This is a genomic window from Microbacterium sp. 2FI (assembly GCF_005502885.1).
In the GTDB taxonomy this organism is placed as follows: Bacteria; Actinomycetota; Actinomycetes; order Actinomycetales; family Microbacteriaceae; genus Microbacterium.
Map to the genome: position 1 here is coordinate 18834 of NZ_SCMR01000027.1, position 26960 is coordinate 45793.

The window sequence follows — 26960 nt, forward strand, 5'->3', positions numbered from 1 at the left end:
GTCGGGGTGATGCCCCGGATCCGGCGGTCACCGGATCCGGGGCATCGCGTGCATCAGTAGCGGTCGGGTGCCGGCGGATCGATGAACGGCAGCACGGTGCCGGCCGTCGCGTTCCAGGCCTCTTCGTAGCGACCGTCCTCGTACGCCTCTTCCAGCACGTCGTTGATCCAGTTGCGGAACTCGGTGTCCTCGAGTTCGAGGCCGATGCCGTACGGCTCTTCCGTGAACGGCTCGCCGACGACCTTGAACTCGCCCTCGTTCTGCGCGGCGAGGCCGGCAAGGATGACGTTGTCGGTCGAGACGGCCACGACGGCGCCGCTGCGCAGCGGCTCGAGGCAGTTCGAGTAGGTGTCGGTGAGCACCGGCTCTGCGCCGATCTCCTCGAGCTTGGCGGCCGGGGTCGAACCGGTCACGGAGCAGACTGGCTGACCGACGAGGTCGTCCTCGCTCGTGATGTCCTCGTTGTCGGCGAGCACGAGGATCGACTGACCCGCCATGTAGTACGGCCCCGCGAAGGAGACGACCTCCTTGCGCGTGTCGTTGATCGTGTAGGTGGCGATGACGATGTCGACCTCGCCGTTCTGGATGAACGGCTCGCGGTTGGCCGAGACCGATTCCTTCCAGTCGATGTCGTCCTCGGCGATGCCGAGCTCGGACGCGATGATCTTGCCGATCTCGACGTCGAAGCCCTCGGGCGTACCGGAGGGGCCCATCAGGCCGAACAGCGGCTGGTCGAACTTCGTGCCGATGGTGATGGTGCCGGCCTCGTTGAGGGCGGCCATCGTGGTGCCCTCGTCGAAGGACACCTCCTCGGGCTCGGGCGCCATGCTCTCGTCGCCGCCGCCGCCGCTCGCGCACGCCGACAGTGCGAGGGCGCTGGCTGCCGCCAGGGCGATCAAGGGGATTCTCGTTCGCTTCATGTCTCTCGTCCTTTGCTGTGATCGGAGCCGCTCGTGACAGCTCCTGTCCTTCCCGGCCGCTGGGGACGGCGGGAGCTTCGGTCAGTGGTCGAGGATCTTCGACAGGAAGTCCTTCGCCCTCTCACTCTGCGGGTTCGTGAAGAACTGCTCGGGCGTCGCCTCTTCCACGATCGCGCCGTCGGCCATGAAGAGCACCCGATCGGCGGCCTTCCGTGCGAAGCCCATCTCGTGGGTGACGACGATCATGGTCATGCCGTCGGCGGCGAGCCCGATCATGACGTCGAGCACCTCGTTGATCATCTCCGGGTCGAGCGCGCTCGTCGGCTCGTCCATCAGGATCACCTTCGGATCCATCGCGAGCGACCGCGCGATCGCGACGCGCTGCTGCTGACCGCCTGAGAGCTGGTTCGGCATCTTCGTTGCCTGATTGGCGACGCCGACGCGGTCGAGCAACTGCATCGCCTTGGCCTCGGCATCCTTCTTCTTCATGCCTCGCACCTTGATCGGGCCGAGCGTGACGTTCTCGAGGACCGTCTTGTGGGCGAAGAGGTTGAAGGACTGGAAGACCATCCCGACGTCGGCGCGCAGGGTCGCCAGGCCGCGACCCTCTTCGGGGAGCTTCGCGCCGTCGATCGTGATCACGCCGGAGTCGATCGTCTCGAGGCGGTTGATCGCGCGGCAGAGCGTGGACTTGCCGGATCCGGAGGGGCCGATCACCACGACGACCTCGCCGCGGTTGACGACCGTGTTGATGTCCTTCAGCACATGCAGCTCACCGAAGTGCTTGTCGACGTTCTCGACGACGACGAGGGGCTCACCGCGCCGCACGTTGATGTTCGACGTGCGAGGAGCGGGCGTCGGTGCAGCAGGAGTCGCCATGACGTCAGCCTATGGGGCCGCTGTGCCCGGGCCGCAGGGGCTTGACCGTACCTTTACCGACTTGTAACAGGACCGGAATGGGTCACGCGCGGCTCGCCGCGCGCTGCGCGAAGGCCGTCTCGTACAGGCAGACGCTCGCGGCAGTGGCGAGATTGAGCGACTCGGCCGCTCCGTAGATCGGCAGACGCAGGGCGAGGTCGGCGAGCGCGAGCGCATCGTCTTCGAGACCGCGCGCCTCGTTGCCGAACAGCCACGCGGTCGGCCTCGCGAGCACGTCGCGCGCGGCGAGGAAGTCGCTGCCGCCCACATCCGCCGCGATCACCTGCACGCCCGCGGCGTGGGCCTTCGCCACGACGGCGGCGAGGTCGACGCCCACGGCGACCGGCAGGTGGAAGAGCGATCCGGTCGTCGCGCGCACGACCTTGGGGTTGTAGGGATCTACGGTGCGGCCGGTGAGCACGACCGCATCGGCGCCCGCGGCATCCGCTGCCCGGATGATCGTGCCGAGGTTGCCGGGGTCGCGCACCTCCTCGCAGATCGCGATGAGACGGGGGGATGCCGCGAACACATCGCGCAGCGACGTCGGCGACTGCCGCGCGACGGCGACGATCCCCTGCGGAGTCACCGTGTCGGCCATCGCGTCGAGCACGGCCTCGGTGGTGAAGATCACCTCGATGCCGGCATCCTCCGCCGCCTGGCTCACGTCGACGTGCCGCTCCATCGCGGTCGGCGTCGCGAACAGCTCCACGAGAGTGTCGGGGCGATAGCGCAGCGCCTCGCGCGCGGCCTGAGGACCCTCGAGAAGGAACAGCCCCGTCTCCTGGCGCGCGCTGCGCTTGGTCAGCTTGGCGACGGCCCGCACACGCGGCGAGCGAGGATTCTCCAGCACACGTTCAGTGTAGAGACAGAAAGGGCGCCCTCCCGAAGGAGGACGCCCTTTCGACGACGGATGCCGAGATTACGCGCTCTTGGGAGCGTTGACGTTCTCGGGGAGCGCCTTCTTGGCGGTCTCGACGAGCGAGGTGAAGGTCGCCGCGTCGTTCACCGCGAGGTCGGCCAGCATACGGCGGTCGACCTGCACACCCGCGAGGCCGAGGCCCTGGATGAGGCGGTTGTACGTGAGGCCGTTCTGACGGCTCGCAGCGTTGATGCGCTGGATCCACAGGCGGCGGAAGTCGCCCTTGCGCTTGCGACGGTCGCGGTACGCGTAGACGAGCGAGTGGGTGACCTGCTCCTTCGCCTTGCGGTACAGACGCGAACGCTGTCCGCGGTAGCCGGACGCGCGCTCGAGGATGACGCGACGCTTCTTGTGGGCGTTTACCGCCCGCTTGACTCTAGCCATTTCTTCTGTTTCCTATTCGTGCGTCGGCGCTCAGAGGCCGAGGAGCTTCTTGGCCTGCTTGGCGTCACCCGGGGCCAGGACCTGCTCCTGGTTGAGGCGGCGGGTACGACGGCTCGACTTGCCCTCGAGGTTGTGGCGCATGCCGGCCTGCTGCTTCATCAGCTTGCCGCTGCCGGTGACCTTGAAGCGCTTCTTGGCACCCGAGTGGGTCTTCTGCTTCGGCATCTCTTCTTCCTTCGTTTCACATCTCGCCGGGGCGAGAGTCGGGATCCCGCGGTGCGGGAGTCTGTGGGGGTCCTACTCGGCGGGTGCCGGCTCGGACTCGGCGGCAGGTGCCGCCTCGGCACCGGCGGTGCCGGTGCGGGCGGATCGGGCCGCCTCCTTGTTCGCGGCGCGCTGAGCGTTCTGCTCGGTCTTCACCTCGGACTTGTTCTTGTGCGGGGCGACCACCATGACCATGTTGCGGCCGTCGATCGTGGGGTTCGATTCGACGGTTCCGAACTCGGCCACGTCTTCCGCGAACTTGCGGAGGAGACGCACGCCCTGCTCGGGACGCGACTGCTCGCGACCTCGGAACAGGATCATGGCCTTGACCTTGTCGCCTGCCTGCAGGAAGCCCTCGGCGCGCTTGAGCTTGGTTATGTAGTCGTGTGCTTCGATCTTCAGACGGAACCGGACCTCCTTGAGGACGGTGTTCGCCTGATTGCGACGCGCTTCCTTGGCCTTCTGCGCAGCCTCGTACTTGAACTTGCCGTAGTCCATGATCTTCACCACGGGGGGCTTCGAGTTCGGGGCCACCTCGACGAGATCGAGGTCGGCCTCCTGGGCCAGGCGCAGTGCCACCTCGATGCGGACGACGCCGACCTGCTCACCCGCGGGTCCGACGAGGCGGACCTCGGGGACGCGGATGCGGTCGTTGGTGCGGGGATCGCTGATGCGGAGCTCCTTCGTGCGGGTGTTCTCACCGCGACACAGGGTGCATCGCGGGTGGAAGAGGTTCTCATTCCACCCGGCAGGCGCACGAGCGCCGGCTCTTCGCACCCGGATTCCGACCTGCGGAACGACCCCGGACGCGCAGCGAACGGGGCGGAGTGCTTGACCCGGTAGCCTGGAGCGGCAAGCGCGGGTGGGATGTGATCCTCTTTCGGTCCGGTGCAGAACGCACCGGAGCCCGCATGAGTCTAGCAGAGAGAGCGGCGTGGACACGATTCGAGGCACCGACGACGGCACGACGAGCGCGGAGGCGGTGCGGGATGCCGAGCGCGAGGCGCGCTGGGAGGAGCAGGAGCGGGCCGCATCCTCGGCGACGCGCGACATCGCCGACGTCGGCGCGGTCGAGGTCATCACCACCACCGCCGTGCACCTCATGAGCGCCGCAGCCGTCAAGGTCGGCCTCGCCGACGACCCGGCGACCCAGACCGACCTCGACGAGGCGCGCAAGCTCATCAACGCCCTCGCCGGGCTCATCACCGCCGGCGCCCCCGAGATCAGCGACATGCACGCGCGGTCGCTCCGCGACGGACTCCGCTCGCTTCAGCTCGCCTTCCGCGAGGCATCCGTCATCCCCGACCCGATCGGCAAGGGTCCCGGCGAGAAGTGGACCGGCCCGGTCACCTAGGCCCGCAGGTCGAGCGCGGCAGCGCCGCGGCGCACGGCATCCACCGTCCGCGCGACCGCCTCGGCGTCCGTGCCGTGATTGCTCACGGCGAATCGCACCACGGTACGACCCTGCCACCGCGACGACGACGCCCAGACGGTGCCCTCCGCGCGCAGCCACTCCCCCAGCGCCGCCGTCGTGTCGTCGTCACGAGCCGCGAGGCACACCTGCGTGAACACGACGTCGTTGAGCACTTCGAGCCCCGGAATCGCGCGGAACCCGTCGGCGAGACCGGTCGCGGCTTCCGCAAGCCCGTCGACCAGCGCCACCACGCCGTCGCGCCCGAGTGAGCGCAGCGCCGCCCACACCGGCACCCCGCGTGCGCGCCGCGAGAGCTCGGGTGCGCGGTCGTACGGATCCGAGATGCTCGCGACGGCGGGCAGGTAGGCCGCGTGCGCGCCGAGCGACGCGGTCATCGCGGCTTCGTCGCGCACGATCGCCACGCCGCAGTCGTACGGCACATTGAGCGTCTTGTGGGCGTCGGTCGCCCACGAGTCGGCGTCTTCGAGTCCGGCGGTGAGGTGGCGCAGGTGCGGACTCGCCGCCGCCCACAGCCCGAACGCGCCGTCGACGTGCACCCATGCGCCGGCAGCGCGGGCAACTGCGACCGCCGCAGCGAAGTCGTCGAAGGCGCCCGAGTGCACGTCGCCGGCCTGCAGTGCGACGATCACCGGGCCGGAGCTATCGGCGAGAGCGCGTTCGAGGCCGCCGACGTCGATGCGACCCTCGGCATCCGCTCCCACCGTCCGCGGCACGCCGAGACCCGCCAGCCGACCGGCGAGCACGACCGAGGTGTGCACGGCATCGCCTGCGAGGAAGGTGATCGGCGGAGCCTGCTGGATGCCGGCCGATGGATCGAAGCCGCGCGCACGCACCACCGCGTCGCGCGCGACGACCAGGCACGCCATGTTCGCACTCGTCGCACCGGTCACGAATCCGACACCGCTCTCCGCAGGAAGCCCGAGGAGTTCGAGAAGCCAGGCGGCGGCGACCTCCTCGACAGCCGCGGTCGCCGGCGTCGGCTGGCGCGACCCGGTGTTCTGGTCCCACGCCGAGACGAGCCAGTCCGCCGCGATGGCTGCGGGATACGCGCCGCCCATGACGAATCCGTAGAAGCGGGACGACCCGATCGCCATGAGGCCCGGCAGCGCCGCGTCGGCGAGCTCTTCGACGACCGCGGCGGGGTGGGCGCCTTGGGCGGGCAGAGTGCGAACGAGTGAATCGAGGATGCCGTCGACATCCGCCTCCGGCCGGATCGGACGCTCGTCGACGGTGTCGAGCCAGCTCAGGGCGTGCCGGTGCGCGACCTCGAGCGCCTGCCGGTACTGGTCTTTCGTCGCGCTGCGGTCCATCGCGTCACCTCCGGGTGCCGATCTTCCGCCGGTACGCGGTCGGCCGCAAGGGCACTCCGGGTGCGGACTACTCGGCCGCGCGAATGAGCTTGACGGTCAGCGAGTCCACGAGCACCGCGATGCGGTCATCGGCGGACCAGCGCTTCGCGAGCCGCTGGAGCACGGCATCCAACTCCTCCTGGGCGAGGCCGTGAATGAGGTGCAGCCGCACGACGAGCTCGGGTCCGCGGAGCCGCGCGTCAGGGTCGCCCGGCTCGACCGAGAGGTCGATGACGGCCAACTCGCCGCCGATGCTCGCCTGAAGTCCCGCGAACACCTCGGGCGAAGCGAAGCTCGGCTCCCACGTGTGACCCTGCGCGAGCGCCCACACCGCGGGGCGGCGGATGACGAACTCGGTCGGCGAGCCCGGGTCGATGACGATGAGGTCGGTGTCGTCGGCGGATGCCGCAACCGCCGTGCGGGCGCCGTCGGCGGGCACCGGACGGGCGACGGGATCCCACGTTCGCATCGCGCCCACCGAGGTGAAGACCGGAAGCACTCGTCTCCCGTCGGGAGAAGCGACCGTCACGATCGACAGTTCCTGCGTCTTGTCGACGGCGAGCCCGTGCTCGCCGATCGCCGGCTCCGTCGAGTCGGGATCCTCACCGAGGGCGGCGATGAGCGGGATCAGCAGGCGCGCCGGCCGGTACGCCGCGACGACGTCGGCCTGACTCCCCGACCCGTCGCGGAAGGCCGTCAGTGCGGCCAGCAGCGCCGGATCGGCCGAGCCGTCATCACCGGAGTGCGGGTTCGCGTGAAAGCTCCGCCCCTCCCAGGGGACGCCGGCGGAGTCGCCGTGCGCGTGCGGATCAGTGTCCGGCGACATCCAGCGCCTCGGCGAGCGTGAACGCGCCCGCGTAGAGGGCCTTGCCGACGATCACGCCTTCGACGCCGAGGGGCACGAGGTCGCGCAGCGCCACGATGTCGTCGAGGCTCGACACGCCGCCCGAGGCGACGATCGGCTTCGGAGTGCGCGAGGTCATCTCGCGGAGGAGTTCGACGTTCGGTCCCTGGAGCGTGCCGTCCTTGGTGACGTCGGTGACGACGTAGCGGCTGCAGCCGGCCGACTCGAGGCGGTCGAGCACCGTCCAGAGGTCACCACCCTCGCGGGTCCAGCCGCGGGCGGCGAGCGTCGTGCCGCGGACGTCGAGGCCGACGGCGATGACGTCGCCGTAGCGGCCGATCACATCGGCTGCCCACTCAGGGTTCTCGAGCGCCGCGGTGCCGAGGTTGATGCGGGCGGCTCCGCTCTCGAGGGCCGCCTCGAGCGAGCGGTCGTCGCGGATGCCGCCCGAGACCTCGACCTGCACGCCCTTGACCTGCCGGATGACCTTGCGGAGCACGTTCGTGTTGCTGCCCCGGCCGAAGGCCGCATCGAGGTCGACGAGGTGGATCCACTGCGCGCCCTGGCGCGCGAAGTCGAGCGCGGCGTCGACGGGGTCGCCGTAGTTCGTCTCGGTGCCCGCCTCCCCCTGTGTCAGGCGCACAGCCTTGCCGTCGGCGACGTCGACGGCGGGCAGCAGGATCAGTTCGGGCGTAGACGCGAAATCGTTCATGGCTCCTCGTGCGGGAAGGTCTCGGAAGAGTTGCACTTCCGCAGACGGCACGAGTTCAGAGGGTAGCCCTGCTGAGCCCGTCGATCCAATTCGCGAGGAGTCGGATGCCGGCTTCCCCCGATTTCTCGGGGTGGAACTGGGTCGCCGACAGCGGACCGTTCTCGACTGCCGCGAGGAACGGCTCGCCGTAGTCGCACCACGTCAGCACCGGCTGCGGGAACGGCGGCTGCACGTCGAGCAGCCACTGCCGCGCGCCGAACGAGTGAACGAAGTAGAAGCGCTCGTGCTCGATGCCGCGGAAGAGTCGCGAACCCTCGCCCGGCTCGACGGTGTTCCAGCCCATGTGCGGCAGCACCGGGGCCTCGAGCTCGGTGACGACACCGGGCCACTCCCCGAGCCCTTCGGTGTCGACGCCGCGCTCCACGCCTCGCTCGAAGAGCACCTGCATGCCGACGCAGATGCCGAGAACGGGGCGCCCGCCCGCGAGGCGCCGGCCGATCAGCTCATCACCGCGGCTCGACCGCAGGGCCGCCATGACGGCCTGATACGCGCCGACTCCGGGAACGACGAGGCCCTCGGCTTCCAGGACGAGCGCTCGGTCGCTGGTCAATCGCGCATCCGCACCGGCCGCATCGAGCGCCTTCACCGCGGAGTGGACGTTGCCCGAGCCGTAGTCGAGGACGGCCACGACCGGCCGGGAACCGCCGGAGCTCGAGCTCACAGCGCGCCCTTGGTGCTCGGGATCCCCTCGACGAGGGGGTCGAGGGACTTCGCCTGGCGGAACGCGCGCGCGAACGCCTTGTACTCGGCCTCGGCGATGTGGTGCGGGTCGCGACCCGAGATCACGCGCACGTGCACGGTGAGCGCGGCGTTGAACGAGATCGCCTCGAAGGTGTGACGCACGAGCGAGCCGGTGAAGTGCCCGCCGATCAGGTGATGCTCGAAGCCGGCGGGTTCACCCTCGTGCACGAGGTACGGGCGCCCGCTGATGTCGACGACCGCCTGAGCGAGCGCCTCATCGAGCGGGACGAGAGCATCGCCGTACCGCGAGATGCCGGACTTGTCGCCGAGCGCCTCGCGGATCGCCTGGCCGAGCACGATCGAGATGTCTTCGACGGTGTGGTGCGCGTCGATGTCGGTGTCGCCGGAGGCGCGCACCGTGAGGTCGGTGAGCGAGTGCTTCGCGAACGCGGTGAGCATGTGGTCGAAGAAGGGGACCGTGGTGTCGATTCGGCTGCGGCCGGTGCCGTCGAGGTCGAGCTCCAACTCGACGGTGGACTCGCTCGTGGTGCGCCGGAGAGAGGCGGTGCGGCCGGGCTCGGATCGTTCGGCGGTCATGAGGCCGAGTCTATCGACGCGAGTGCGTCGAGGAACGCGGTCGTCTCGGCTTCGGTTCCGGCAGTCACACGCAGGTGATGAGGGATGCCGACATCGCGGATCAGCACGCCCTCGTCGTACAGCGCCTGCCAGGTCGCCGCAGGATCATCGACGCCCCCGAAGAGCACGAAGTTCGTCCAGGACTCGTGCGGGTCGTACCCGAGCGCCTCGAGGGTCGCCGAGATGCGGTCGCGCTGTGCGACGATCTCGTCGACCATTCCGAGCATCGTCGGCGCGTGGCGCAGCGCCGCGGTCGCCGCCGCCTGAGTCAGCGCGCTCAGGTGGTAGGGCAGACGCACGAGACGGAGCGCATCGATCACGGCCGGATCCGCGGCGAGGTAGCCGACACGCGCACCGGCGAACGCGAACGCCTTGCTCATGGTACGCGACACCACAAGGCGCTCCCGACCCGGAAGCAGCGTCAGCGCAGAGCGCTCCTCGCGCGGCGCGAACTCCTGATACGCCTCGTCGACGACGACCACGCCGCGCGATGCCTCGTAGACGGCCTCGATGACGTCGAGGCGCAGCGGGGTGCCGGTCGGGTTGTTCGGCGCGCACAGGAAGACCACGTCGGGCGACGCTTCGGCGACCTGCGCCGCCGCGCTCTCGGCACTGATCGTGTAGTCCGACTCGCGTTCGCCGGCGACCCACGAAGCCCCCGTGCTACGGGAGAGAAGCGGGTACATCGAGTAGGTCGGGGCGAAGCCGAACGCGGTGCGTCCCGGGCCCGCGAATGCCTGCAGGACGTGCTGGAGCACCTCGTTCGAGCCGTTCGCAGCCCAGATCTGGTCGCTCGTGAGGCCGTGACCGAGGTATCCGGCGAATCCCTCGCGAAGCGCCGTGAACTCGCGGTCGGGATAGCGGTTGACCTCGCGCAGTGCGACTGCGATCGAGTCGAGAATGTCGTCGGCGACCTCGCTCGGAACCGGGTGCGTGTTCTCGTTGACGTTCAGGGCGACCGGCAGTGGTGCCTGCGGTGCGCCATACGGCTTCATGCCGCGGAGATCGTCGCGAAGGGGGAGGTCGTCGAGGCCAGCGCTCATCCCACCCATCGTAGAGGCGCGGCCGCGGTGCGATCCCTCGTCGTGCGGTGTCGCGGTGGTCGTCCCTCAGAACCGCTCAGGGCGCGGGAGCGTACTCCGCGGGGATGGCGAGACGCTGTCCGGCGAGAATCGCGCCACCGTCGAGGCCATTGAGACGGACGATGGCGTCCACGACGTCGCGCGGGTCGGCTGCGGGCGCGACCTCTTCCGCGATCGACCACAGCGAGTCACCCGCACCGACCGTGACGCTCGTGAAGGACTCCTCAGCGACTCCCCCGTCACGGGACGCGAGGGCGGACCCGCCGCTGATCATCGCCAGACTCAGTGCGATGACCGCCGGCAGCGCTGCCAGCGCAGCGAGCACGCGCCGACCGCGAACCGTCAGACGCAGCCGCGTGACGTGCGCAGCCGCCGCCCGCGGTGTGGTCAGTGCCGGAGACGTGATGCCGATCGCAGTCATGGGACCCTCCTCTGGTGGGGAGAGATTCGCATCCGCCGTTCGGCCGGGAACGGCGGATACGAACCTCTCTTCCGAAGCTATCTTCGATTCTATATGCTGTCAAGCAGGTGATTCGAACCCGTGTATTCGAACGCGACACGCGAGCGATTTGCTCACGCGGTGCGCCGCATCCGGATACGGTTTCGATACGAGAACCACATCACCGACCTCCGACATTCGAAGACCGCTCCCTCGCAGATGAGGGCCACACGCAGACAGGAGCCGCACATGAGCGAGTCGAGCGGGCGCGAGAAGCCCCAGACCAGACGCCGGAAGAGCCTCAGCGACAAGCAGATGGCGATCCTCGAGGTGATCCAGCGCTCCATCGCGCGGCACGGTTATCCGCCGAGCATGCGCGAGATCGGGGATGCCGTCGGCCTCAAGTCGCTCTCGAGCGTGACGCACCAGCTCAACCAGCTCGAATTGAGCGGCTACCTGCGGCGCGACGCCGGCAAGACCCGCGCGATGGAAGTGCTCATCGACCTGCCAGGCACCGCGACCGAGAATCCGGCTGACACGGCCCCCAGCGTCGGCGATGCCGCGCTCGTGCCGCTGGTCGGCCGGATCGCCGCCGGCGTGCCGATCACCGCCGAGCAGCAGGTCGAGGAGATCTTCCCGCTCCCCCGTCAGCTCGTCGGCAAAGGGGACCTGTTCATGCTGAAGGTGGCGGGCGAGTCGATGATCGACGCCGCGATCTGCGACGGCGACTGGGTCGTCGTTCGTACGCAGCCGACGGCCGAGAACGGCGACATCGTCGCGGCGATGCTCGACGACGAGGCGACGGTGAAGACCTTCCGCCAGCGCGACGGCCACACCTGGCTGCTCCCCCGCAACTCCGCCTTCGAGCCGATCCTCGGGGACGATGCGGTCGTGCTCGGCAAGGTCGTCGCGGTGTTGCGCGCGGTCTGATCGGCGATCCGAATCGCCAAATCGGTGCGCGCCGTGTCGGCATCCGACAGAATGGCGCCATGACGGACGCCGACGCCACTGTGACCGAAGATCTGACTGAGCGCATTCGCGCACTCGAGGCCGAGAACGCCCGGCTCGCTGCGGCCGAGCCGAAGTCGGCGAAGGACCGCCCCGACGGCCCCTGGTGGCGCGCGCTCGTGTCGGCGCTCATCATCGTGATCGCCACGATCCTCGTTCCGATCTCGATCGTGACGGCGTGGGCCCGCGTTCAGCTCGTCGACGAGGAGGCGTTCGTCGCCACCCTCGCGCCGCTGGCCGCCGATCCCGCGGTCCAGGACATGATCATCGACGAGACGATGCAGGCCATCACCACGCAGGTCGACTTCGATGAGATCACCGCGAACGTCTTCGAGGGCATTGCAGGCCTCGGCCTGCCGCCCCGGGCCGAGGACGCACTCATGCTCCTGCAGGCGCCCGCTGCGAACGGCCTGACCAGCCTCACGACCAACGCGGTCACGCGCGTGGTCGAGTCCGAGGCCTTCGTCGACGTGTGGGCCACCGCCACCCGCGCCGCCCACCGCGCGCTCACCGTCGCCGCGACCTCGGACGGCGGCGGCCTCGTCGTGCGCACGGATGACGGCGTCGGCATCCAGCTCGGCGCGATCGTCGAGCGGGTCAAGACGAACCTCGTCGACAACGGCGTCGGCATCGCGCAGCTGATCCCGACGATCGACAAGGTCGTGATCCTCGGCGAAGGCGACAACCTCGCGATGCTCCGCACCGGATACGCCGTCGCCTCGGCCGTCGGATTCTGGCTGCCGGTGATCACCCTGGGGCTCTTCGGCCTCGGCATCCTCATCGCCCGCCGCCGCAGCACCGCCATCGTGGGGACCGGCGTCGGCTTCGCGATCGGCGCGGGATCGCTGGCGCTCGGATTCGGCGTCGGCGCCGGCGTCGTCGGCATCGTCGCGGGCGACCTCGACCTGTCGCCCGACGGACTCGGCGTCATCTACGACCAGATGGTCGGCGCGATGGCGCAGACCGCCACGGTGCTCGCCCTGTTCGGCGTCTTCATCGCCGTCCTCGGCTGGGCGATGGGCCGCTCGCGGACAGCAACGGGTCTGCGAGGCTCGGTCCGCAGCCTCAACGCCACCGCGCGGCGCAACCTCGCCGGCCGCGGCCTCGACACGGGCGGATTCGGCACCTGGCTCGCGCGCCAGAAGATCCTGGTGCGCACGGTCATCGCCGTGCTCGCGGTGCTGTGGCTCTTCGCGCTGCGACCGCTGTCGATCGGCGACATCATCCTCGTCGTGCTGGTGGCCTTCGCCGTCGCCTGGATCCTCGAACTGCTCCAGCGGCGCGACGACGAGGTCGTCGAAGCGACGGTCATCGAACCCGTCGTCGTCGAGGATGCGCAGGGCGAGACCGTCGGCGACGGCGACACCCTCGTGATCGAGCCTCTCGAGACGGCGGATGCCGCGACCTCGAAGGCCGCGGCATCCACGTCGGAGGATTCCTCGCGCTGAATCAGGCGGGAGCGCCCACCTTCTCCCTGATCGACCGCGTCGCGTCGATGAGGTTGCGCAGCGACTCGACGGTCTCGTCGTAGCCGCGTGTCTTCAGGCCGCAGTCGGGGTTGACCCACACTTGGCGCAGCGGCAGCTCGGAGACCGCGCGGTCGAGCAGCTCGGCGATCTCGTCGACGGCGGGCACGCGCGGCGAGTGGATGTCGTAGACGCCCGGGCCGACGCCATGTGCGAAGCCCGATGTCGCGATGTCGCCGATCACCTCGCCGCGACTGCGCGCGGCCTCGATCGAGGTCACGTCGGCGTCGAGCGCTGCGATCGCGTCGATCACGACGTCGAACTCGGAGTAGCAGAGGTGGGTGTGCACCTGGGTCGCCGGGGCTGCACCGGCCGTCGCGAGGCGGAACGAGCCCACCGACCACTCGAGGTACGCCGGCTGATCGGCGCGCTTGAGCGGCAGGAGCTCCCGCAGCGCCGGCTCGTCGACCTGGATGACGCCGATTCCGGCGGCCTCGAGGTCGGCGATCTCGTCGCGCAGGGCGAGAGCAACCTGATCGGCCGTCTCGCCGAGCGGCTGGTCGTCGCGTACGAACGACCACGCGAGGATGGTCACCGGCCCCGTGAGCATGCCCTTCATGGGCTTGTCGGTGAGCGACTGCGCGAACGCCGACCACGCGACCGTCATCGGCGCCGGGCGAGACACGTCGCCCCACAGGATCGAGGGGCGCGTCGCGCGCGACCCGTACGACTGCACCCAGCCGTGCTGTGTCACCGCGAACCCGTCGAGGTTCTCGGCGAAATACTGCACCATGTCGTTGCGCTCCGCCTCGCCGTGCACGAGCACGTCGAGTCCGAGGTCCTCCTGCAGCGTCACGACGCGGGCGATCTCTTCGCGGAGGAACTCCTCGTACTCGTCGGTCGAGACCTCGCCCCGGCCGTGCCGCGCACGCGCGCGGCGGATGTCGCCGGTCTGCGGGAACGACCCGATCGTGGTGGTCGGCAGCACCGGCAGCCCGAGCGCCTCGTCCTGGGCAGCGACCCGGTCGGCGTAGTCACCGCGGTCGTAGTCGGCCGCCGTGAGCGCGAGGGCGCGCGAGCGCACCGCGCCGTCGCTGACGCCCGGTGCGCTGCGACGGTCGGCGAGGGCTGCCGCCGCCTCGGCGACCTCGGCATCGATCGCCGGACGCCCCTCGGCGAGCCCGCGAGCGAGCGCCGTCACCTGCACGGTCTTCTGATCGGCGAAGGCGAGCCACGACGCCAGTCGCGGGTCGAGCGCGGTCTCGTCGGCGACGTCGTGGGGCACGTGCTGAAGCGAGGTCGAGGTTCCGGCGGAGACGGATGCCGCACCCAGGGCGGTCAGCGCGTCGAGCTTCGCCCAGGCCCCGGCGAGATCGCCGCGCCAGATGTTGCGGCCGTCGATGACGCCCGCGACGAGCGTCTTGCCCGCCAGACCCGGCGCGGGCGCGGGCTGGGACCCGCGAGTCAGGTCGATCGCGATCGCCTCGACGGGCGCCGCGGCGAGCGCGGTCCATGCCTCGGGCGACAGCTGCGCGTACCCCGACGCGACGAGGATCGCAGGCCGGTCGACTGCCGTGCCGAGAACCTCGTAGGCGCGCTCGGCAGCAGCGGCGAGTGCCTCGGGCGTCACGGGCAGGCTCTCGCTCACGAGCGCCGGCTCGTCGAGCTGCACCCAGTCGGCTCCGGCAGCGGCCAGCGACGCGAGAAGCTCGGCGTACACGGGCAGGAGGTCGTCCAGGCGGCTCAGCGGGTCGAATCCGTCGGGTGCGGCATCCGTCGCCTTGGCGAGCGCGAGGAGCGTGACCGGGCCGACCACGACGGGCCGCACCGTGAATCCCTCGGCCTTCGCCTCGGCGACCTGGCGCGCGAAGCGGTCGTGCGAGAGCGCGAACGCGGTCTCGGGGCCGATCTCGGGCACGAGGTAGTGGTAGTTCGTGTCGAACCACTTCGTCATCTCCAGCGGCGCGCTCTCGCCTTCGCCGCGCGCGGCCGTGAAGTACGCATCGAGGCCGATCGAGCCGTCCTCGCCGCGGAGCGCGGCGAAGCGCTCGGGAAGGGCGCCCACGGCGAGCGCGGCGTCGAGCACCTGGTCGTAGAACGAGAACGACTCGGGGATCGACGAGTCGTCCCGGCCGAGGCCGAGTTCGGCCAGGCGCGTGCGCGTCGCGCGGCGCAGGTCGGCGGCCGTCGCCTCGAGGGCTGCGGCGTCGGTGGCGCCGGACCAGCGCGACTCGACGGCGCGCTTGAGCTCGCGGCGCCGACCGATGCGCGGGTAGCCGAGGATCGTGCCACGGGGGAAGGCGGGGCGAGGGTCGGTCATCGGATGTGCTCCTTCGATGTGGTGATGATGCCGGCGTCGCGGAGGGCCGCGAGCACCGTGTCGTGGTTGTTGAACGCGTAGAGGTGCACGCCGGGCGCGCCGCCGTCGACGACCTCGCGGATGAGCCCGGCCGCGTGCTCGATCCCGATCGCACGCTGACCTTCGGGTGTCGGCTCGACCTCGAGCGCGATGGCGAGCTCGGCGGGCTGCTCCTCGCCGCTGAGCTCGAGCACGCGCCGCAGCCGCGAAGGCGAGGTGATCGGCATGATCCCCGGCAGGATCGGGATGCTGACCCCCGCCGCGCGCGAGCGCTCGACGAACGCCAGATAGTCGTCGGCGTGGAAGAACAGCTGTGTGATGGCCATGGTCGCGCCCGCCGCCTGCTTCGCGAGGAGCGCATCGATGTGCTCGTTCGGATGCCGCGACCGCGGGTGGCCGTTGGGGAAAGCGGCGACGGCGATGTCGACCGTGGGCCGACGCGCGACGCGGACCGCTCCCGGGATGCCGGGGAACTGAGCCTCCCCGTACGGGGCACGCTCGGCCTGCACGCGATCGATCAGCTGGACGAGCTGGGCGGCGCTCTCGAGGTCGCCGAGGAACGGCTCGCCCTCGGCGGCGCCGGCCGGCGGGTCGCCCCGCAACGCGAGGAAGCTCGTGATCCCGGCATCCAGGAATTCGCGGATGAGAGCGGTCGCCGCGGCATACGTGCTGCCGACGCACGTCAGGTGGGCGAGTGGCGCGATGTGCGTCTCGGCGAGGATGTGTCGGAGCAGATCGAGTGAGCGCCCGCCGGTCGATCCCCCCGCGCCGAAGGTCACGGAGATGAAGCGCGGGGAGACGGCCGCCAGGTGGCGGATGGTCTCGTGCAGCGCCAGCATGCCCGCGTCGGAGCGAGGCGGATACACCTCGAACGAGAACGGCACCGGCGGCGCGGTGAGGTCGATGGACATCGTGCTGCTCGAATCTGGGGAGGGGCGGAGGCCGGACGGCCGCGGACCGCGCTGCGTCGGCAAGCCGACGCAGCGGTGTCATCGCGGGCGGGTGCCGGGCTCGGCTGTCGCTCCCTGCCCGGACCCCGAGACCAGCTCAGGGTGTCGGCGCGAATGCGCTGACGACCGGGCGACGATGCGTTCACGGTATCGGAGGCGACCGCGCCCGCGCCGACTGTGACGATGTGTTTCGTCGGACCCCATCCCCCCGCGCGCCGCCTGCGCGTACCGTGGAGTCATGCCCGAGGCGCTTCCCTACGGTTCCTGGCCCTCCCCGCTGTCCGCCGCCGACGTCTCGGCGTCGGCACCGCGGATCGAGGGCGCCCGCTTCGTCGGCGACGACGTCTGGTGGGGTGAGTCGGTGGCCACCGAGGGTGGGCGCAGCGCTGTGCGCCGGCGCGCGGCATCCGGTGCCGTCGAAGACGTGCTGCCTGCCCCCTGGAGTGCCCGCTCGCGCGTGCACGAGTACGGCGGCGGTGCGTGGACCACGACGGATGCCGGCGTGCTGGTGTTCGTGGAGAAGTCCGACCAGCGCGTGTGGGCGCTGACTCCGGGCGGCGAGCCCCGTGCCCTGACCCCCGTCGACCCGTCGACCCGCTACGGCGGTCTGTCGTGGCAGGAGGGCGTGCTGCTGGGGGTGCGCGAGCGCCACGGGAAGACCGTCGTACCCCGCCGCGACATCGTGCGGATCGGGCTCGGCGACCGCCCCGACGTGGTCGACCTCACCGCCGACAGCGACTTCCTCGCTCAGCCCTCGCTCTCGCCCGGGGGCCATCACCTGGCCTGGATCGCGTGGAATCACCCGGCGATGCCGTGGGACCGCGCGGAGCTGCGCGTCGGCCGTATCGAGGACGGCACCGTGGCGGAGTGGGCGACGCTGGCCGGCGGAGACACGTCTCCCCTGCAGCCGAGCTGGCTGGACGCCGACGACCTCGTCTACCTCGACGACCCGACCGGGCGCTGGAACCTCTGGCGCATGCACCTGTCGGCCGACCTCGACCACGCGCCGATCGCACCGGCCGACGCCGACACCGGCGGCCCGCTGTGGGTACTGGGGCTGCGCTGGTACACGGTGCTCGCCGACGGCCGCATCCTCGCGGTCCGCACGAACGGCGACGACGAGCTCGTCGTCATCGACCCGGCCACCGGCGACGCCCGCGTGCTCGAGACCCCGGTCACGGCGAACGCGAACGTGGAGGATGCTGCCGGCTCACGCGTGCTCGTGTCGGGTGCTGGTGCCTCCGCCGCTTCGGGGCTCTGGATCATCGACGTCGACGAGCCTGCCTCAGCGGTCGCGGTGCGCGGCGGCGAAACGGCGTGGGGCGACGAGTGGATGCCGCGACCCCGGGCCCTGACCTTCGAAGGCCCTCGGGGGCGCGTGCACGCCTTCGCCTACCCGCCGACCAATCCCGACGTCTCTGAAACGGACGGTGAGCTTCCGCCCTACCTGGTGTTCGTGCACGGCGGCCCCACCACGCACGTCGCGGGGTCGGCGACGCCGAAGATCGCGTACTTCACGAGCCGCGGGATCGGCGTGCTCGACGTCAACTACGGCGGTTCGAGCGGCTACGGGCGGGCGTACCGCGAGCGGCTCCTCGGGCAGTGGGGCATCGTCGACGTCGACGATGTGATCGCCGCCGCCCGCGGACTCGTGGCCGCAGGCCACGCCGACGCCGCGCGCCTCGCGATCGCGGGCGGGTCAGCGGGCGGATGGACGGTGCTGTGCGCGCTGGCGGCGTCCGACGACTTCGCGGCGGGCATCAGCCGCTACGGGGTCGCCGACCTCCGGCGCCTCGCCGAAGACACCCACGATTTCGAATCGCGCTATCTCGACAGCATGGTCGGGCCGCTGCCGGAGGCGGAGGAGCTCTACATCGCGCGTTCGCCGCTGACCCGGCTCGACACGCTGACGACGCCCCTGCTGATCGAGCAGGGGCTCGACGACGAGGTCGTGCCCCCGTCGCAGTCCGAAGCGGTGCGCGACGCCCTCGCCGCGAACGGCGTGCCTCATGCGTACCTCGCCTTCGCGGGCGAGGGGCACGGCTTCCGCCGCTCCGAGACGGTCATCCGCCAGCTCGAGGCCGAGATCGCCTTCCTCGGCCAGGTGCTGGGGTTCGAGGCGCCCGGGGTGGACCCGCTCGAGCTGCGCTGAGGGCTCAGACCGCGAAGGGCGCGAGGCGCGCCGCCAGGTGCTCTCCAACACGAGCATGGATGGCCGTGCCGCCCTCCTCGTGCTCCTGCGACAGGATGATCCCGCTCTCGTGGACGGCCGACACGAGGTCGCCGCGGTCATAGGGCACGAGTGCGCGCACCTCGACCGCGGGGAGGGGCAGCATCCCCTCGATCACCGCCCGCAGCTCGTCGATGCCCTCACCGGTGCGCGACGAGGCGAAGATGGCCGCGGGCTCGAGCCCGCGCAGCACCAGACGCGTGTCGTCGTCGACGAGGTCGGACTTGTTGAAGACCACGAGCTCCGGGATGTCGCGGGCACCGACATCGCCGATCACGTCGCGCACGGTCGCCAGCTGTGCGGCGGGATCGGGGTGCGACCCGTCGACGACGTGGACGATGACGTCGGAGCCGCCGACCTCTTCGAGCGTCGAGCGGAACGCCTCGACGAGCTGGTGCGGAAGGTTGCGGACGAACCCGACCGTGTCGGTGAGCGTGTAGACGCGGCCGTCGGTCGTCTCGGAGCGACGGACGGTGGCATCCAGCGTCGCGAACAACGCGTTCTCGACGAGCACGCCGGCGCTCGTGAGCCGGTTTAGCAGACTCGACTTGCCGGCGTTGGTGTAGCCGGCGATCGCGACCGAGGGGATCGTGTTGCGCTTGCGCTCGGCGCGCTTGGCATCGCGCGCGGGCGCGAAGTCGCGGATCTGACGGCGCAGCAGCGCCATCTTGGTGCGGATGCGGCGGCGATCGAGCTCGATCTTCGTCTCACCGGGTCCGCGCGATCCCATGCCGGCACCGCCGGCGCCGACCTGACCACCGGCCTGACGACTCATCGAGTCACCCCAGCCGCGCAGGCGCGGAAGCAGGTATTCGAGCTGCGCGAGCTCGACCTGGGCCTTGCCCTCGCGGCTCTTGGCGTGCTGGCTGAAGATGTCGAGGATGACGGTGGTGCGGTCGATGACCTTTACCTTCACCACGTCTTCGAGCGCACGCCGCTGGCTGGGTGCGAGCTCGGTGTCGGCGATCACGGTGTCGGCGCCGACGGCGGCGACGATGTCCCGCAGCTCCTGCGCCTTGCCGCGTCCGACATAGGTGGCGGGGTCGGGATGCGGCCGCCGCTGCAGCACGCCGTCGAGGACGACGGCGCCGGCGGTCTCGGAGAGCGCCGCGAGCTCGCGGAGGGAGTTCTCGGCATCCTCCTGCTCGCCCTGAGCATGCACGCCGACCAGCACGACGTTCTCGAGGCGCAACTGCCGGTATTCGACCTCGGTGACGTCTTCGAGCTCTGTCGACAGGCCTGGAACGCGGCGCAGCGCCGCGCGCTCCTCGCGGTCCCACTGGGCGCCGTCCGAGTGAGCATCGCCGATCGTGGCGTCGTCCTGCAGCGCCTGAGCGGCCCCGAACACCCGCACACCTGACCGCGCCTCGGCGTTTGCGAGAACGCGGTCGACCGGATCGATCGGCGTCTCGTCGGTGCTGTGCGAAGTCGTGGTGTCCGTCATGTGTTCCTTTCGGGATGCCGCGTGGCCGCGCATCTCGGGTGGGGCGCCGAAGCGCTCGTGAATTCTAGCCTCCCGCAGTGCGGAGGTCCTCCGGTACGCTCGACACCCATGGGGAACGACCACTACTTCAGTGCGTCCCCCGCCAGTGCCGAGAGTCTTCGCCGCATCACCGTCACGCTCGCCGGTTCTTCCGTCGAGGTCACGACGGCGGGCGGCGTGTTCAGTCCCGACCATGTCGACTCCGGCACGGCGGTGCTGCTCGCGAACACTCCCCCGCCCCCTGCGGGCGGGCAGATCCTCGACCTCGGCTGCGGATGGGGACCGATCGCGCTCAGCGTGGCGATGGAGTCTCCGCGGGCCACGGTGTGGGCGGTGGACGTGAACGAGCGGGCGCTCGATCTCGTCCGTCGCAACGCCGAAGCGCTCGGACTCGACAACGTCAACGCGTCACTGCCCGACGATGTTCCCGACGACGTCGTCTTCCGCTCGATCCGGTCGAATCCGCCGATCCGCGTGGGCAAGGCGGAGCTGCACGGTCTGCTCGAGCGATGGATCCCGCGTCTGGACGAACGATCCGACGCGTGGCTCGTCGTGCAGCGCAATCTCGGCTCGGACTCGCTGCAGCGCTGGCTCGAGGGGTCGTTCGAGCGCGGGTACAGCGTGCACCGCGCCGCGACTGCGCGCGGCTTCCGGGTGATCAAGGTGCGCCGGCATGGCTCGCCGCAGAGCGAGCCGATCGACCTGCCCTGAGCAGGACCCGCGGCGCTCAGGCGAGCGTGACCTCGCCCGAGTAGACGAGGGTCGCCGGGCCCGACAGCAGCACGTGGCGTTCGCCGTCGACCTCGGGCATGCGAACCCCGAGGACACCGCCGGGCACCGTCACGCTCCACTGATCCGGAGCGGCAGGACCCGCCCACTCCCGCACCGCGAGGGCGGCCGCTGCGACACCGGTGCCGCAGCTGAGCGTCTCGCCCACACCGCGCTCGAACACCCGCATGCGGATCGACCCCACTCCGGCGTGGACGAGCGGGTCGCTCGGCACCACGAACTCGACGTTCGCGCCGTGGACGGGCGCAGGATGAAGCTGCGGAAGAACCGTCAGGTCGAGGCCGTCGAGCTCTGCTTCATCGGGAAGTGCGACGACGATGTGCGGATTGCCGACGTCGATCCCCATGCCGGGGCGCGGAGCACCGATGCCGCGGGCGCGCACAAGGACGTCGCCCGGCTCGACGCGCCAGGGTCCGAGGTCCACCTCGAACCCGAGATCGCTGCGGGTGACGGTCTTCACCCCGGCACGGGTGCCGATCGCGAGCGGCCCGTCGTCGAGCTGCGCCCAGCCGACGTCGACGAGGTAGCGCACGAACACGCGGATGCCGTTGCCGCACATCTCGGCCTTCGAGCCGTCGGCGTTGCGGTAGTCCATGAACCATTCGGCGCCGGCTGCCGCCGCCTCGCGGCCCTCGGCGATCGACGCGGCACGCACGACACGGAGGATGCCGTCGCCGCCGATGCCGAAACGCCGATCGCATAGGATCGCGACGTGATCGTCGGACAGGTCGAGTGCGCCGTCGGGATCGGGGATGATGACGAAGTCGTTCCCGGTGCCGTGGCCCTTCGTGAACGAGACGGTCTGCGGCATCCCCTCATTCTAGGTCGACGCCGCGCCGCGGCGCGGATCAGTCCGCGATGAGGCGCTTGCCCGTCGTCCAGGTCTCGAACGACTCATAGCCGAGGGCGGCGTAGAACCCGCGCGCGATGCCGTTCTCGGGCCGCACCATGAGCTGCACCTTCGGACATCCCATCTCGAGGAGCGCTTCCTCGACGCGCTCCACGAGGCGCCGCGCGATCCCCTCGCCTCGGCGGGCGGGTGCGGAGGCGAGATAGTACAGCCAGCCGCGATGCCCGTCGTAGCCGGCCATGACCGTTCCGACGACCTCGCCGTCCGCCTCCGCCACGAGGAAGAGCTCGGGCTGCACCGTGAGCTTGCGGCTGATGTCCTGGTACGGATCGTTCCAGGAGCGGGTGAGACCTGTCTCACGCCAGAGTTCCACGACCGCCTCGGTGTCGGCGACGGAGAAGGGACGGATTCCGATGCTCATACCCTCGAGTCTGCCAGGGCGGCGGCATCCGCTCCGTGCTCACTCCGGGAAGCGGGTCTCCTTGTGCGGCGCGCCGGTCTTGTCGTACGTGGTCCAGACGCCCACCTGGCGGCCGCGGTCGAAGGTGCCGCTGCGCATGAGCGTGCCGTCGAGACGGAACCACTCCCAGTAGCCCTCCATGTCGTCGCCGGCCATGAAGCCGCGGGCCCATACGCTCCCGTCGCGATGAAGCTTCACGTACGGTTCGGGGTCGGGTTCGGTCATCAGTCGGTCCTTCCATCGGCCAGGTGTGCGGCATCCGCGCCCGGCTCGACCCATGCGATGTCACGGTATCGGCGGAACCATGAGACCTGCCGCCGCGCATAGCGGCGGGTGAGCGCCTGCGTCTCGGCGATCGCCTCGGCTTCACTCAGCTCGCCGCGCAGCTGGGCCAGCGCCTGGGCATAGCCGATCGCGCGGCGCGCGGTGATGCCCCGCTCGAGACCCGCTTCACGCAGGGCATCGACTTCGGCGAGCAGTCCGTCCCGCCACATGCCGACCACACGCTCGTCCAGCCGCTCGACCAGCTGCTCTCGTGGCATCCCGACGCCGACGATGCGGGTGTCGTCGTGCCAGAGCGCGGGCTCGTCCGGAAGGGCTGCCCCGTGGGTCTGCGCGCCCTGCGCGAGCACCTCGAGCGCGCGGACGATGCGGCGACCGTTCTTGGGGTCGATGCGTGCGGCCGTCGCCGGGTCCGCCTCCCGCAGGCGCGCGAACAGCATGCCGGGGCCGTCGCGCTCGAGGTCTGCCTCGAGCTGTGCACGGAGAGCATCGTCATGGGGCGGGAAGCGGAAATCGAACACGACCGCCGAGACGTACAGCCCGGATCCCCCGACGAGAATCGCGTCGGCGCCCCGCTCGTGGATCTGCTCGATCATCGCCCGCGCCGTGGGCTGATACCAGGCGACGGCGGCTTCGTCGGTGACGTCAAGGGCGTCGAAGAGATGATGCGGGATGCCGCGACGCTCGTCCACGGGGAGCTTCGCCGTGCCGACGTCCATGCCGCGGTACAGCTGCATCGCGTCGGCATTGACGATCTCGGCCGTTCTCCCCTGTGCGGCCAGCGCCTCGGCGAGATCGAGCGAGAGCGCCGTCTTGCCGGTTCCGGTGGCACCGACGATCGCCCACAGGCGGGGTGAGCGCTCGGCCTCGCTCTGCTCGCTCAGGGCGAGGGACGAATCAGACACCGATGCGGAGCGTCGGCAGGCCGAGCGACACCGCGCGCGGCGTGCCGGCCTCGGATGCCGGTGCCGGGACCGCACAGGACTCCGCCTGGCTGCGGTCCCACGCGTCGCCGGCACGGGTGCGTCGGATGCGGAGCGGGGCGCCGTCGACGGAATCGGCGAGCAGATGGAACGGGGCGGCATGCGTCACGACGACCGAGACGACGTCGCCGGGGCGGGGCACAGCGGAGCCTGCGGGCACCTCGAAGTGCACGAGCCGGTTGTCTTCGGCGCGACCGGTGAGGCGGTGGGTCTCGGCGTCCTTCTTGCCTTCGCCCGTCGAGACGAGCACCTGCAGCTCGCGACCGAGCTGCTTCTCGTTCTCTTCGCGCGAGATGCGGTCCTGGAGGGCGGCGAGACGCTCGTACCGTGTCTGAACGATCTCCTTCGGAACCTGATCCGGCATGGTCGCCGCAGGCGTCCCCTCGCGGATCGAGTACTGGAACGTGAAGGCGCTCGCGAAGCGCGCCTGCTCGACGACGCGCATCGTCTCTTCGAAGTCCTCTTCGGTCTCACCGGGGAAACCGACGATGATGTCGGTCGTGATCGCAGCGTTCGGGATGCGCTCGCGAACGCGGTCGAGGATGCCGAGGAACTTCTCGCTGCGGTAGGACCGGCGCATCGCCTTGAGGATGCGGTCGCTGCCGGACTGCAGGGGCATGTGCAGCTGCGGCATGACAGCCGGAGTCTCGGCCATGGCGTCGATGACGTCGTCGGTGAACGCGGCGGGGTGCGGGCTCGTGAAGCGGACGCGCTCGAGACCCTCGATCTCACCGGCGGCGCGCAGGAGCTTGCCGAACGCCTGGCGATCGCCGAACTCGACGCCGTACGAGTTCACGTTCTGGCCGAGGAGGGTGACCTCGATGGCGCCGTCGTCGACGAGCAGCCGGATCTCGTTGAGGATGTCACCCGGGCGACGGTCCTTCTCTTTGCCGCGGAGGCTCGGCACGATGCAGAACGTGCAGGTGTTGTTGCAGCCCACCGAGATGGACACCCAACCGGAGTGGACGCTGTCGCGCTTGGTCGGCAGCGTCGACGGGAAGATCTCGAGCGACTCGAGGATCTCGAGCTCGGCGTCGCCGTTGTGGCGGGCGCGCTCCAGCAGACTCGGCAACGAGCCCATGTTGTGGGTGCCGAAGACGACGTCGACCCATGGCGCCTTCTGCTGGACGGCCTCTTTGTCCATCTGAGCGAGGCAGCCGCCGACGGCGATCTGCATGCCGTCGTGCTTGTCCTTGCGGGATTTGAGGTGCCCAAGCGTGCCGTAGAGCTTTCCGGCGGCGTTGTCACGCACAGCGCACGTGTTGATCACGACGACGTCGGCGTCTTCGCCGGCATCCGCCCGCACGTACCCGGCGCTCTCGAGCGAGCCCGACAGGCGTTCGGAGTCGTGGACGTTCATCTGGCAGCCGAACGTGCGCACTTCGTAGGTGCGCGCCCGGCCGTCGATGCCGAGCGCGGCCGCAGAGGGCGCGATGAGAGTCGGTGAGCTGGATGGGGTGGTCATGATGAGGGCCATTCTACGAGCCGGGGATGGGAGCCCGGCCCGGAGGGGTGTCAGTGACGCTCACGCCCGAAGGCCCGCCCTCATCGGAACCGCACCCCGGTCGAGCTTCCCGACCCCTCGTCGAGCGCCGTGCGCGCCGCGGTCATCGCCAGCGAGCCGCCGTAGCCGCGTCGTGCGAGCTGGCCGGTGAGGCGACGCAGCGCCGTGTCACGGTCGAGGCTGCTCATCGACCGTGCCTTGCTGCGCGCATACTCGAGCGCCCGTTCGAGGTCGTCGTCGGGCATGGTCGCCAGCGCCGCGTCGGCGACATCGCGCGGGATGCCGCGCTTCGCGAGTGTCTGGGCGATGACCTGCCGGCCCTGACCCTTGCGATCGACGCCGGCGTGGACGAGCTGCTCGGCCAGCGCGGCATCGTCGAGGTAGCCGTATGCCTCGAGCGAGGCGAGCACGTGCTCGACTCCGGCGGCGTCCAGCTCGTGCTCGCGCAGCTGCGTGCGCGCCTCGGCGATCGACATCGAGCGCGTACGCAGCTTCTTCAGCAGCGCCTTCTCGGCGGCCTCGACGTTCGGTGCGTGTTCGTCGCCGTCGTCGTCGTACGTCGGCCGATCCACACTCCACGTGGGGTGCCACCCCGCCGCGTGCTCATCGCTCGGCGCGTCATATCCCCCATCGACAACCGGCTCGTCACGGCGCGGGCCGCCGAAGAGCGGGATGACGGGGGCGAGTCCTTCGGACTCACCCCCGTGATCGCTGGTCGACACGTCAGGCCGGGCGTCGGGCGGCCAACTCGTCCGCGGCGGACTCGCCGACCGCCTTCGGCTGACCGATGCCCAGCTTCGCCTTGATCTTCGACTCGATCTCGGCCGCGACGTCCTCGTTCTTGATGAGGAAGTTGCGGGCATTCTCCTTGCCCTGTCCGAGCTGCTCGCCGTCGTACGTGTACCAGGCCCCCGACTTCTTGACGATGGCGTGCTCGACGCCGAAGTCGATGAGGCTGCCCTCGCGGGAGATGCCGACGCCGTAGAGGATGTCGAACTCGGCCTGCTTGAACGGCGGTGCCATCTTGTTCTTGACGACCTTGACGCGGGTGCGGTTTCCGACCGCGTCGGTGCCGTCCTTCAGCGTCTCGATGCGACGGATGTCGAGGCGTACCGACGCGTAGAACTTCAGCGCCTTTCCGCCGGCCGTGGTCTCGGGCGAGCCGAAGAACACGCCGATCTTCTCGCGGAGCTGGTTGATGAAGATCATCGTGGTGTTCGTCTGGTTGAGACCACCGGTCAGCTTGCGGAGAGCTTGCGACATGAGACGCGCCTGCAGACCGACGTGCGTGTCGCCCATCTCGCCCTCGATCTCTGCCTTGGGGACGAGCGCTGCGACCGAGTCGATGACGACGAGGTCGATCGCGCCGGAACGGATCAGCATGTCGGCGATCTCGAGAGCCTGCTCACCGGTATCGGGCTGCGACACGAGAAGGGCATCGATGTCGACACCGAGCTTGTGTGCGTAGTCGGGGTCGAGGGCGTGCTCGGCGTCGATGAACGCAGCGATCCCGCCCTGCTTCTGGACGTTGGCGATCGCGTGGAGGGTCAGCGTCGTCTTACCCGACGACTCGGGACCGTAGATCTCGATGATGCGGCCGCGGGGAAGTCCGCCGACGCCGAGGGCGACGTCGAGGGCGATCGAGCCGGTGGGGATGACCTCGACCGGAGCGCGCTCATCGGAGCCGAGTCGCATGACCGAGCCCTTTCCGAACTGCCGGTCGATCTGGGCGAGGGCCGATTCGAGGGCCTTCTCGCGGTTCTCAGCTGAGGGCATGTCGTGCTCCTTATACTCGCGTTCCGTCGCCTGTAGGCTGTCGCGCTCCGCCCCGGATGGGCGGGATGCTGCGACAAGGCGTGGGGTGTCGTTCGACGCTGCTCACGTTAGGGAGGGGCTCCGACATCGGTCTTCGCTCCTCCGTGACTGTGGACAGATGCGTCCTCGACACCCGCT

At 70.1% G+C, this 26960-nt stretch carries 28 protein-coding genes; 5 read left to right on the forward strand and 23 right to left on the reverse strand.

Translation table 11 applies throughout. From position 1 onward, the window contains the following. Positions 1-53: 53 nt before the first annotated feature. The 6 genes from FFS15_RS16790 to infC all read right to left on the reverse strand — a co-directional run bounded on the left by FFS15_RS16790 (position 54) and on the right by infC (position 4077). Positions 54-920 carry a glutamate ABC transporter substrate-binding protein gene (locus tag FFS15_RS16790; RefSeq protein ID WP_137846198.1) on the reverse strand — a complete coding sequence of 289 codons (867 nt, stop codon included), beginning with the start codon at positions 918-920 and terminating at the stop codon, positions 54-56. Positions 921-1001: 81 nt separating this feature from the next. Next, the gene (locus FFS15_RS16795; RefSeq protein ID WP_249354171.1) at positions 1002-1799 is read right to left on the reverse strand and encodes an amino acid ABC transporter ATP-binding protein; all 798 of its coding nucleotides are present in this window, start codon (positions 1797-1799) and stop codon (positions 1002-1004) included. Positions 1800-1881: 82 nt separating this feature from the next. Further along, positions 1882-2688, reverse strand: coding sequence for an RNA methyltransferase (locus FFS15_RS16800; protein WP_137846199.1), 807 nt, complete (start codon positions 2686-2688; stop codon positions 1882-1884). Positions 2689-2757: 69 nt separating this feature from the next. Then, complete coding sequence (rplT, locus tag FFS15_RS16805; protein ID WP_137846200.1) at positions 2758-3141, reverse strand: 50S ribosomal protein L20; 384 nt, start codon at positions 3139-3141, stop codon at positions 2758-2760. 30 nt (positions 3142-3171) lie between these two features. Continuing rightward, entirely contained in the window at positions 3172-3366 is a 195-nt protein-coding gene (rpmI, locus tag FFS15_RS16810; RefSeq protein ID WP_137846201.1) for a 50S ribosomal protein L35, read from the reverse strand. 72 nt (positions 3367-3438) lie between these two features. After that, on the reverse strand, positions 3439-4077 hold the full coding sequence (gene infC / locus FFS15_RS16815; RefSeq protein WP_212743182.1) for a translation initiation factor IF-3: 639 nt from the start codon (positions 4075-4077) through the stop codon (positions 3439-3441). Positions 4078-4387: 310 nt separating this feature from the next. Between infC and FFS15_RS16820 the strand changes: the two genes are divergently transcribed. Then, positions 4388-4759, forward strand: a complete 372-nt coding sequence (locus FFS15_RS16820; protein WP_137846233.1) for a DUF1844 domain-containing protein — start codon at positions 4388-4390, stop codon at positions 4757-4759. On the opposite strand, the gene FFS15_RS16825 is transcribed toward FFS15_RS16820, so the two are convergent. The 7 genes from FFS15_RS16825 to FFS15_RS16855 all read right to left on the reverse strand — a co-directional run bounded on the left by FFS15_RS16825 (position 4756) and on the right by FFS15_RS16855 (position 10625). Then, positions 4756-6150: an aminotransferase class V-fold PLP-dependent enzyme gene (locus FFS15_RS16825; protein ID WP_137846202.1), complete on the reverse strand. Its 1395-nt coding sequence runs from the start codon at positions 6148-6150 to the stop codon at positions 4756-4758. The two genes, FFS15_RS16820 and FFS15_RS16825, sit on opposite strands and share 4 nt — an antisense overlap. Positions 6151-6217: 67 nt before the next feature. Next, entirely contained in the window at positions 6218-7015 is a 798-nt protein-coding gene (locus FFS15_RS16830) for an SseB family protein (protein WP_137846203.1), read from the reverse strand. Then, positions 6999-7745 (reverse strand): bifunctional 1-(5-phosphoribosyl)-5-((5-phosphoribosylamino)methylideneamino)imidazole-4-carboxamide isomerase/phosphoribosylanthranilate isomerase PriA, encoded by a 747-nt coding sequence (priA, locus tag FFS15_RS16835; RefSeq protein WP_137846204.1) that lies wholly within the window; start codon positions 7743-7745, stop codon positions 6999-7001. Before priA ends, FFS15_RS16830 begins: the two co-directional genes overlap by 17 nt. 55 nt (positions 7746-7800) lie before the next feature. After that, entirely contained in the window at positions 7801-8466 is a 666-nt protein-coding gene (gene hisH / locus FFS15_RS16840; RefSeq protein WP_137846205.1) for an imidazole glycerol phosphate synthase subunit HisH, read from the reverse strand. Continuing rightward, on the reverse strand, positions 8463-9083 hold the full coding sequence (gene hisB / locus FFS15_RS16845) for an imidazoleglycerol-phosphate dehydratase HisB (RefSeq protein WP_137846206.1): 621 nt from the start codon (positions 9081-9083) through the stop codon (positions 8463-8465). The genes hisH and hisB overlap by 4 nt, the downstream gene beginning before the upstream one ends. After that, positions 9080-10165 (reverse strand): histidinol-phosphate transaminase, encoded by a 1086-nt coding sequence (locus tag FFS15_RS16850; RefSeq protein WP_137846207.1) that lies wholly within the window; start codon positions 10163-10165, stop codon positions 9080-9082. The genes hisB and FFS15_RS16850 overlap by 4 nt, the downstream gene beginning before the upstream one ends. Positions 10166-10241: 76 nt before the next feature. Further along, a complete protein-coding gene (locus FFS15_RS16855; protein WP_137846208.1) occupies positions 10242-10625 on the reverse strand; it encodes a LysM peptidoglycan-binding domain-containing protein in 384 nt (127 codons plus the stop codon). A 267-nt stretch (positions 10626-10892) separates the two neighbouring features. Here FFS15_RS16855 and lexA point away from each other — a divergent pair, with 267 nt between their 5' ends. Both lexA and FFS15_RS16865 read left to right on the forward strand, forming a co-directional pair. Then, complete coding sequence (gene lexA, locus FFS15_RS16860) at positions 10893-11573, forward strand: transcriptional repressor LexA (protein WP_171013251.1); 681 nt, start codon at positions 10893-10895, stop codon at positions 11571-11573. A gap of 59 nt (positions 11574-11632) precedes the next feature. Then, positions 11633-13099, forward strand: a complete 1467-nt coding sequence (locus FFS15_RS16865) for a hypothetical protein (protein WP_137846210.1) — start codon at positions 11633-11635, stop codon at positions 13097-13099. 1 nt (position 13100) lies between these two features. Here FFS15_RS16865 and metE read toward each other — a convergent pair whose 3' ends face one another. Together metE and FFS15_RS16875 are read right to left on the reverse strand one after the other, a co-directional pair. Beyond that, complete coding sequence (gene metE, locus FFS15_RS16870; RefSeq protein WP_137846211.1) at positions 13101-15437, reverse strand: 5-methyltetrahydropteroyltriglutamate--homocysteine S-methyltransferase; 2337 nt, start codon at positions 15435-15437, stop codon at positions 13101-13103. Next, a complete protein-coding gene (locus tag FFS15_RS16875) occupies positions 15434-16387 on the reverse strand; it encodes a methylenetetrahydrofolate reductase (protein ID WP_137846212.1) in 954 nt (317 codons plus the stop codon). The genes metE and FFS15_RS16875 overlap by 4 nt, the downstream gene beginning before the upstream one ends. A 277-nt stretch (positions 16388-16664) precedes the next feature. Here FFS15_RS16875 and FFS15_RS16880 point away from each other — a divergent pair, with 277 nt between their 5' ends. Next, entirely contained in the window at positions 16665-18578 is a 1914-nt protein-coding gene (locus FFS15_RS16880; RefSeq protein WP_137846213.1) for a prolyl oligopeptidase family serine peptidase, read from the forward strand. 4 nt (positions 18579-18582) lie between these two features. On the opposite strand, the gene hflX is transcribed toward FFS15_RS16880, so the two are convergent. After that, a complete protein-coding gene (gene hflX / locus FFS15_RS16885) occupies positions 18583-20100 on the reverse strand; it encodes a GTPase HflX (RefSeq protein WP_137846214.1) in 1518 nt (505 codons plus the stop codon). A gap of 108 nt (positions 20101-20208) precedes the next feature. Between hflX and FFS15_RS16890 the strand changes: the two genes are divergently transcribed. Further along, positions 20209-20850, forward strand: coding sequence for a methyltransferase (locus tag FFS15_RS16890; protein WP_137846215.1), 642 nt, complete (start codon positions 20209-20211; stop codon positions 20848-20850). A 16-nt stretch (positions 20851-20866) separates the two neighbouring features. Here FFS15_RS16890 and dapF read toward each other — a convergent pair whose 3' ends face one another. The 7 genes from dapF to recA all read right to left on the reverse strand — a co-directional run bounded on the left by dapF (position 20867) and on the right by recA (position 26783). After that, positions 20867-21739 (reverse strand): diaminopimelate epimerase, encoded by an 873-nt coding sequence (dapF, locus tag FFS15_RS16895; RefSeq protein ID WP_137846216.1) that lies wholly within the window; start codon positions 21737-21739, stop codon positions 20867-20869. Between the two features lie 37 nt (positions 21740-21776). Continuing rightward, complete coding sequence (locus FFS15_RS16900; RefSeq protein ID WP_137846217.1) at positions 21777-22199, reverse strand: GNAT family acetyltransferase; 423 nt, start codon at positions 22197-22199, stop codon at positions 21777-21779. Positions 22200-22238: 39 nt separating this feature from the next. Beyond that, positions 22239-22463 (reverse strand): hypothetical protein, encoded by a 225-nt coding sequence (locus FFS15_RS16905; protein ID WP_137846218.1) that lies wholly within the window; start codon positions 22461-22463, stop codon positions 22239-22241. Then, on the reverse strand, positions 22463-23425 hold the full coding sequence (miaA, locus tag FFS15_RS16910) for a tRNA (adenosine(37)-N6)-dimethylallyltransferase MiaA (RefSeq protein ID WP_249354176.1): 963 nt from the start codon (positions 23423-23425) through the stop codon (positions 22463-22465). Before miaA ends, FFS15_RS16905 begins: the two co-directional genes overlap by 1 nt. Beyond that, positions 23418-24968 (reverse strand): tRNA (N6-isopentenyl adenosine(37)-C2)-methylthiotransferase MiaB, encoded by a 1551-nt coding sequence (gene miaB, locus FFS15_RS16915; RefSeq protein ID WP_137846219.1) that lies wholly within the window; start codon positions 24966-24968, stop codon positions 23418-23420. The genes miaA and miaB overlap by 8 nt, the downstream gene beginning before the upstream one ends. A gap of 80 nt (positions 24969-25048) precedes the next feature. Then, positions 25049-25729, reverse strand: coding sequence for a regulatory protein RecX (locus tag FFS15_RS16920; protein ID WP_137846220.1), 681 nt, complete (start codon positions 25727-25729; stop codon positions 25049-25051). A gap of 1 nt (position 25730) precedes the next feature. Continuing rightward, on the reverse strand, positions 25731-26783 hold the full coding sequence (gene recA, locus FFS15_RS16925) for a recombinase RecA (protein WP_137846221.1): 1053 nt from the start codon (positions 26781-26783) through the stop codon (positions 25731-25733). Positions 26784-26960 lie beyond the last annotated feature (177 nt).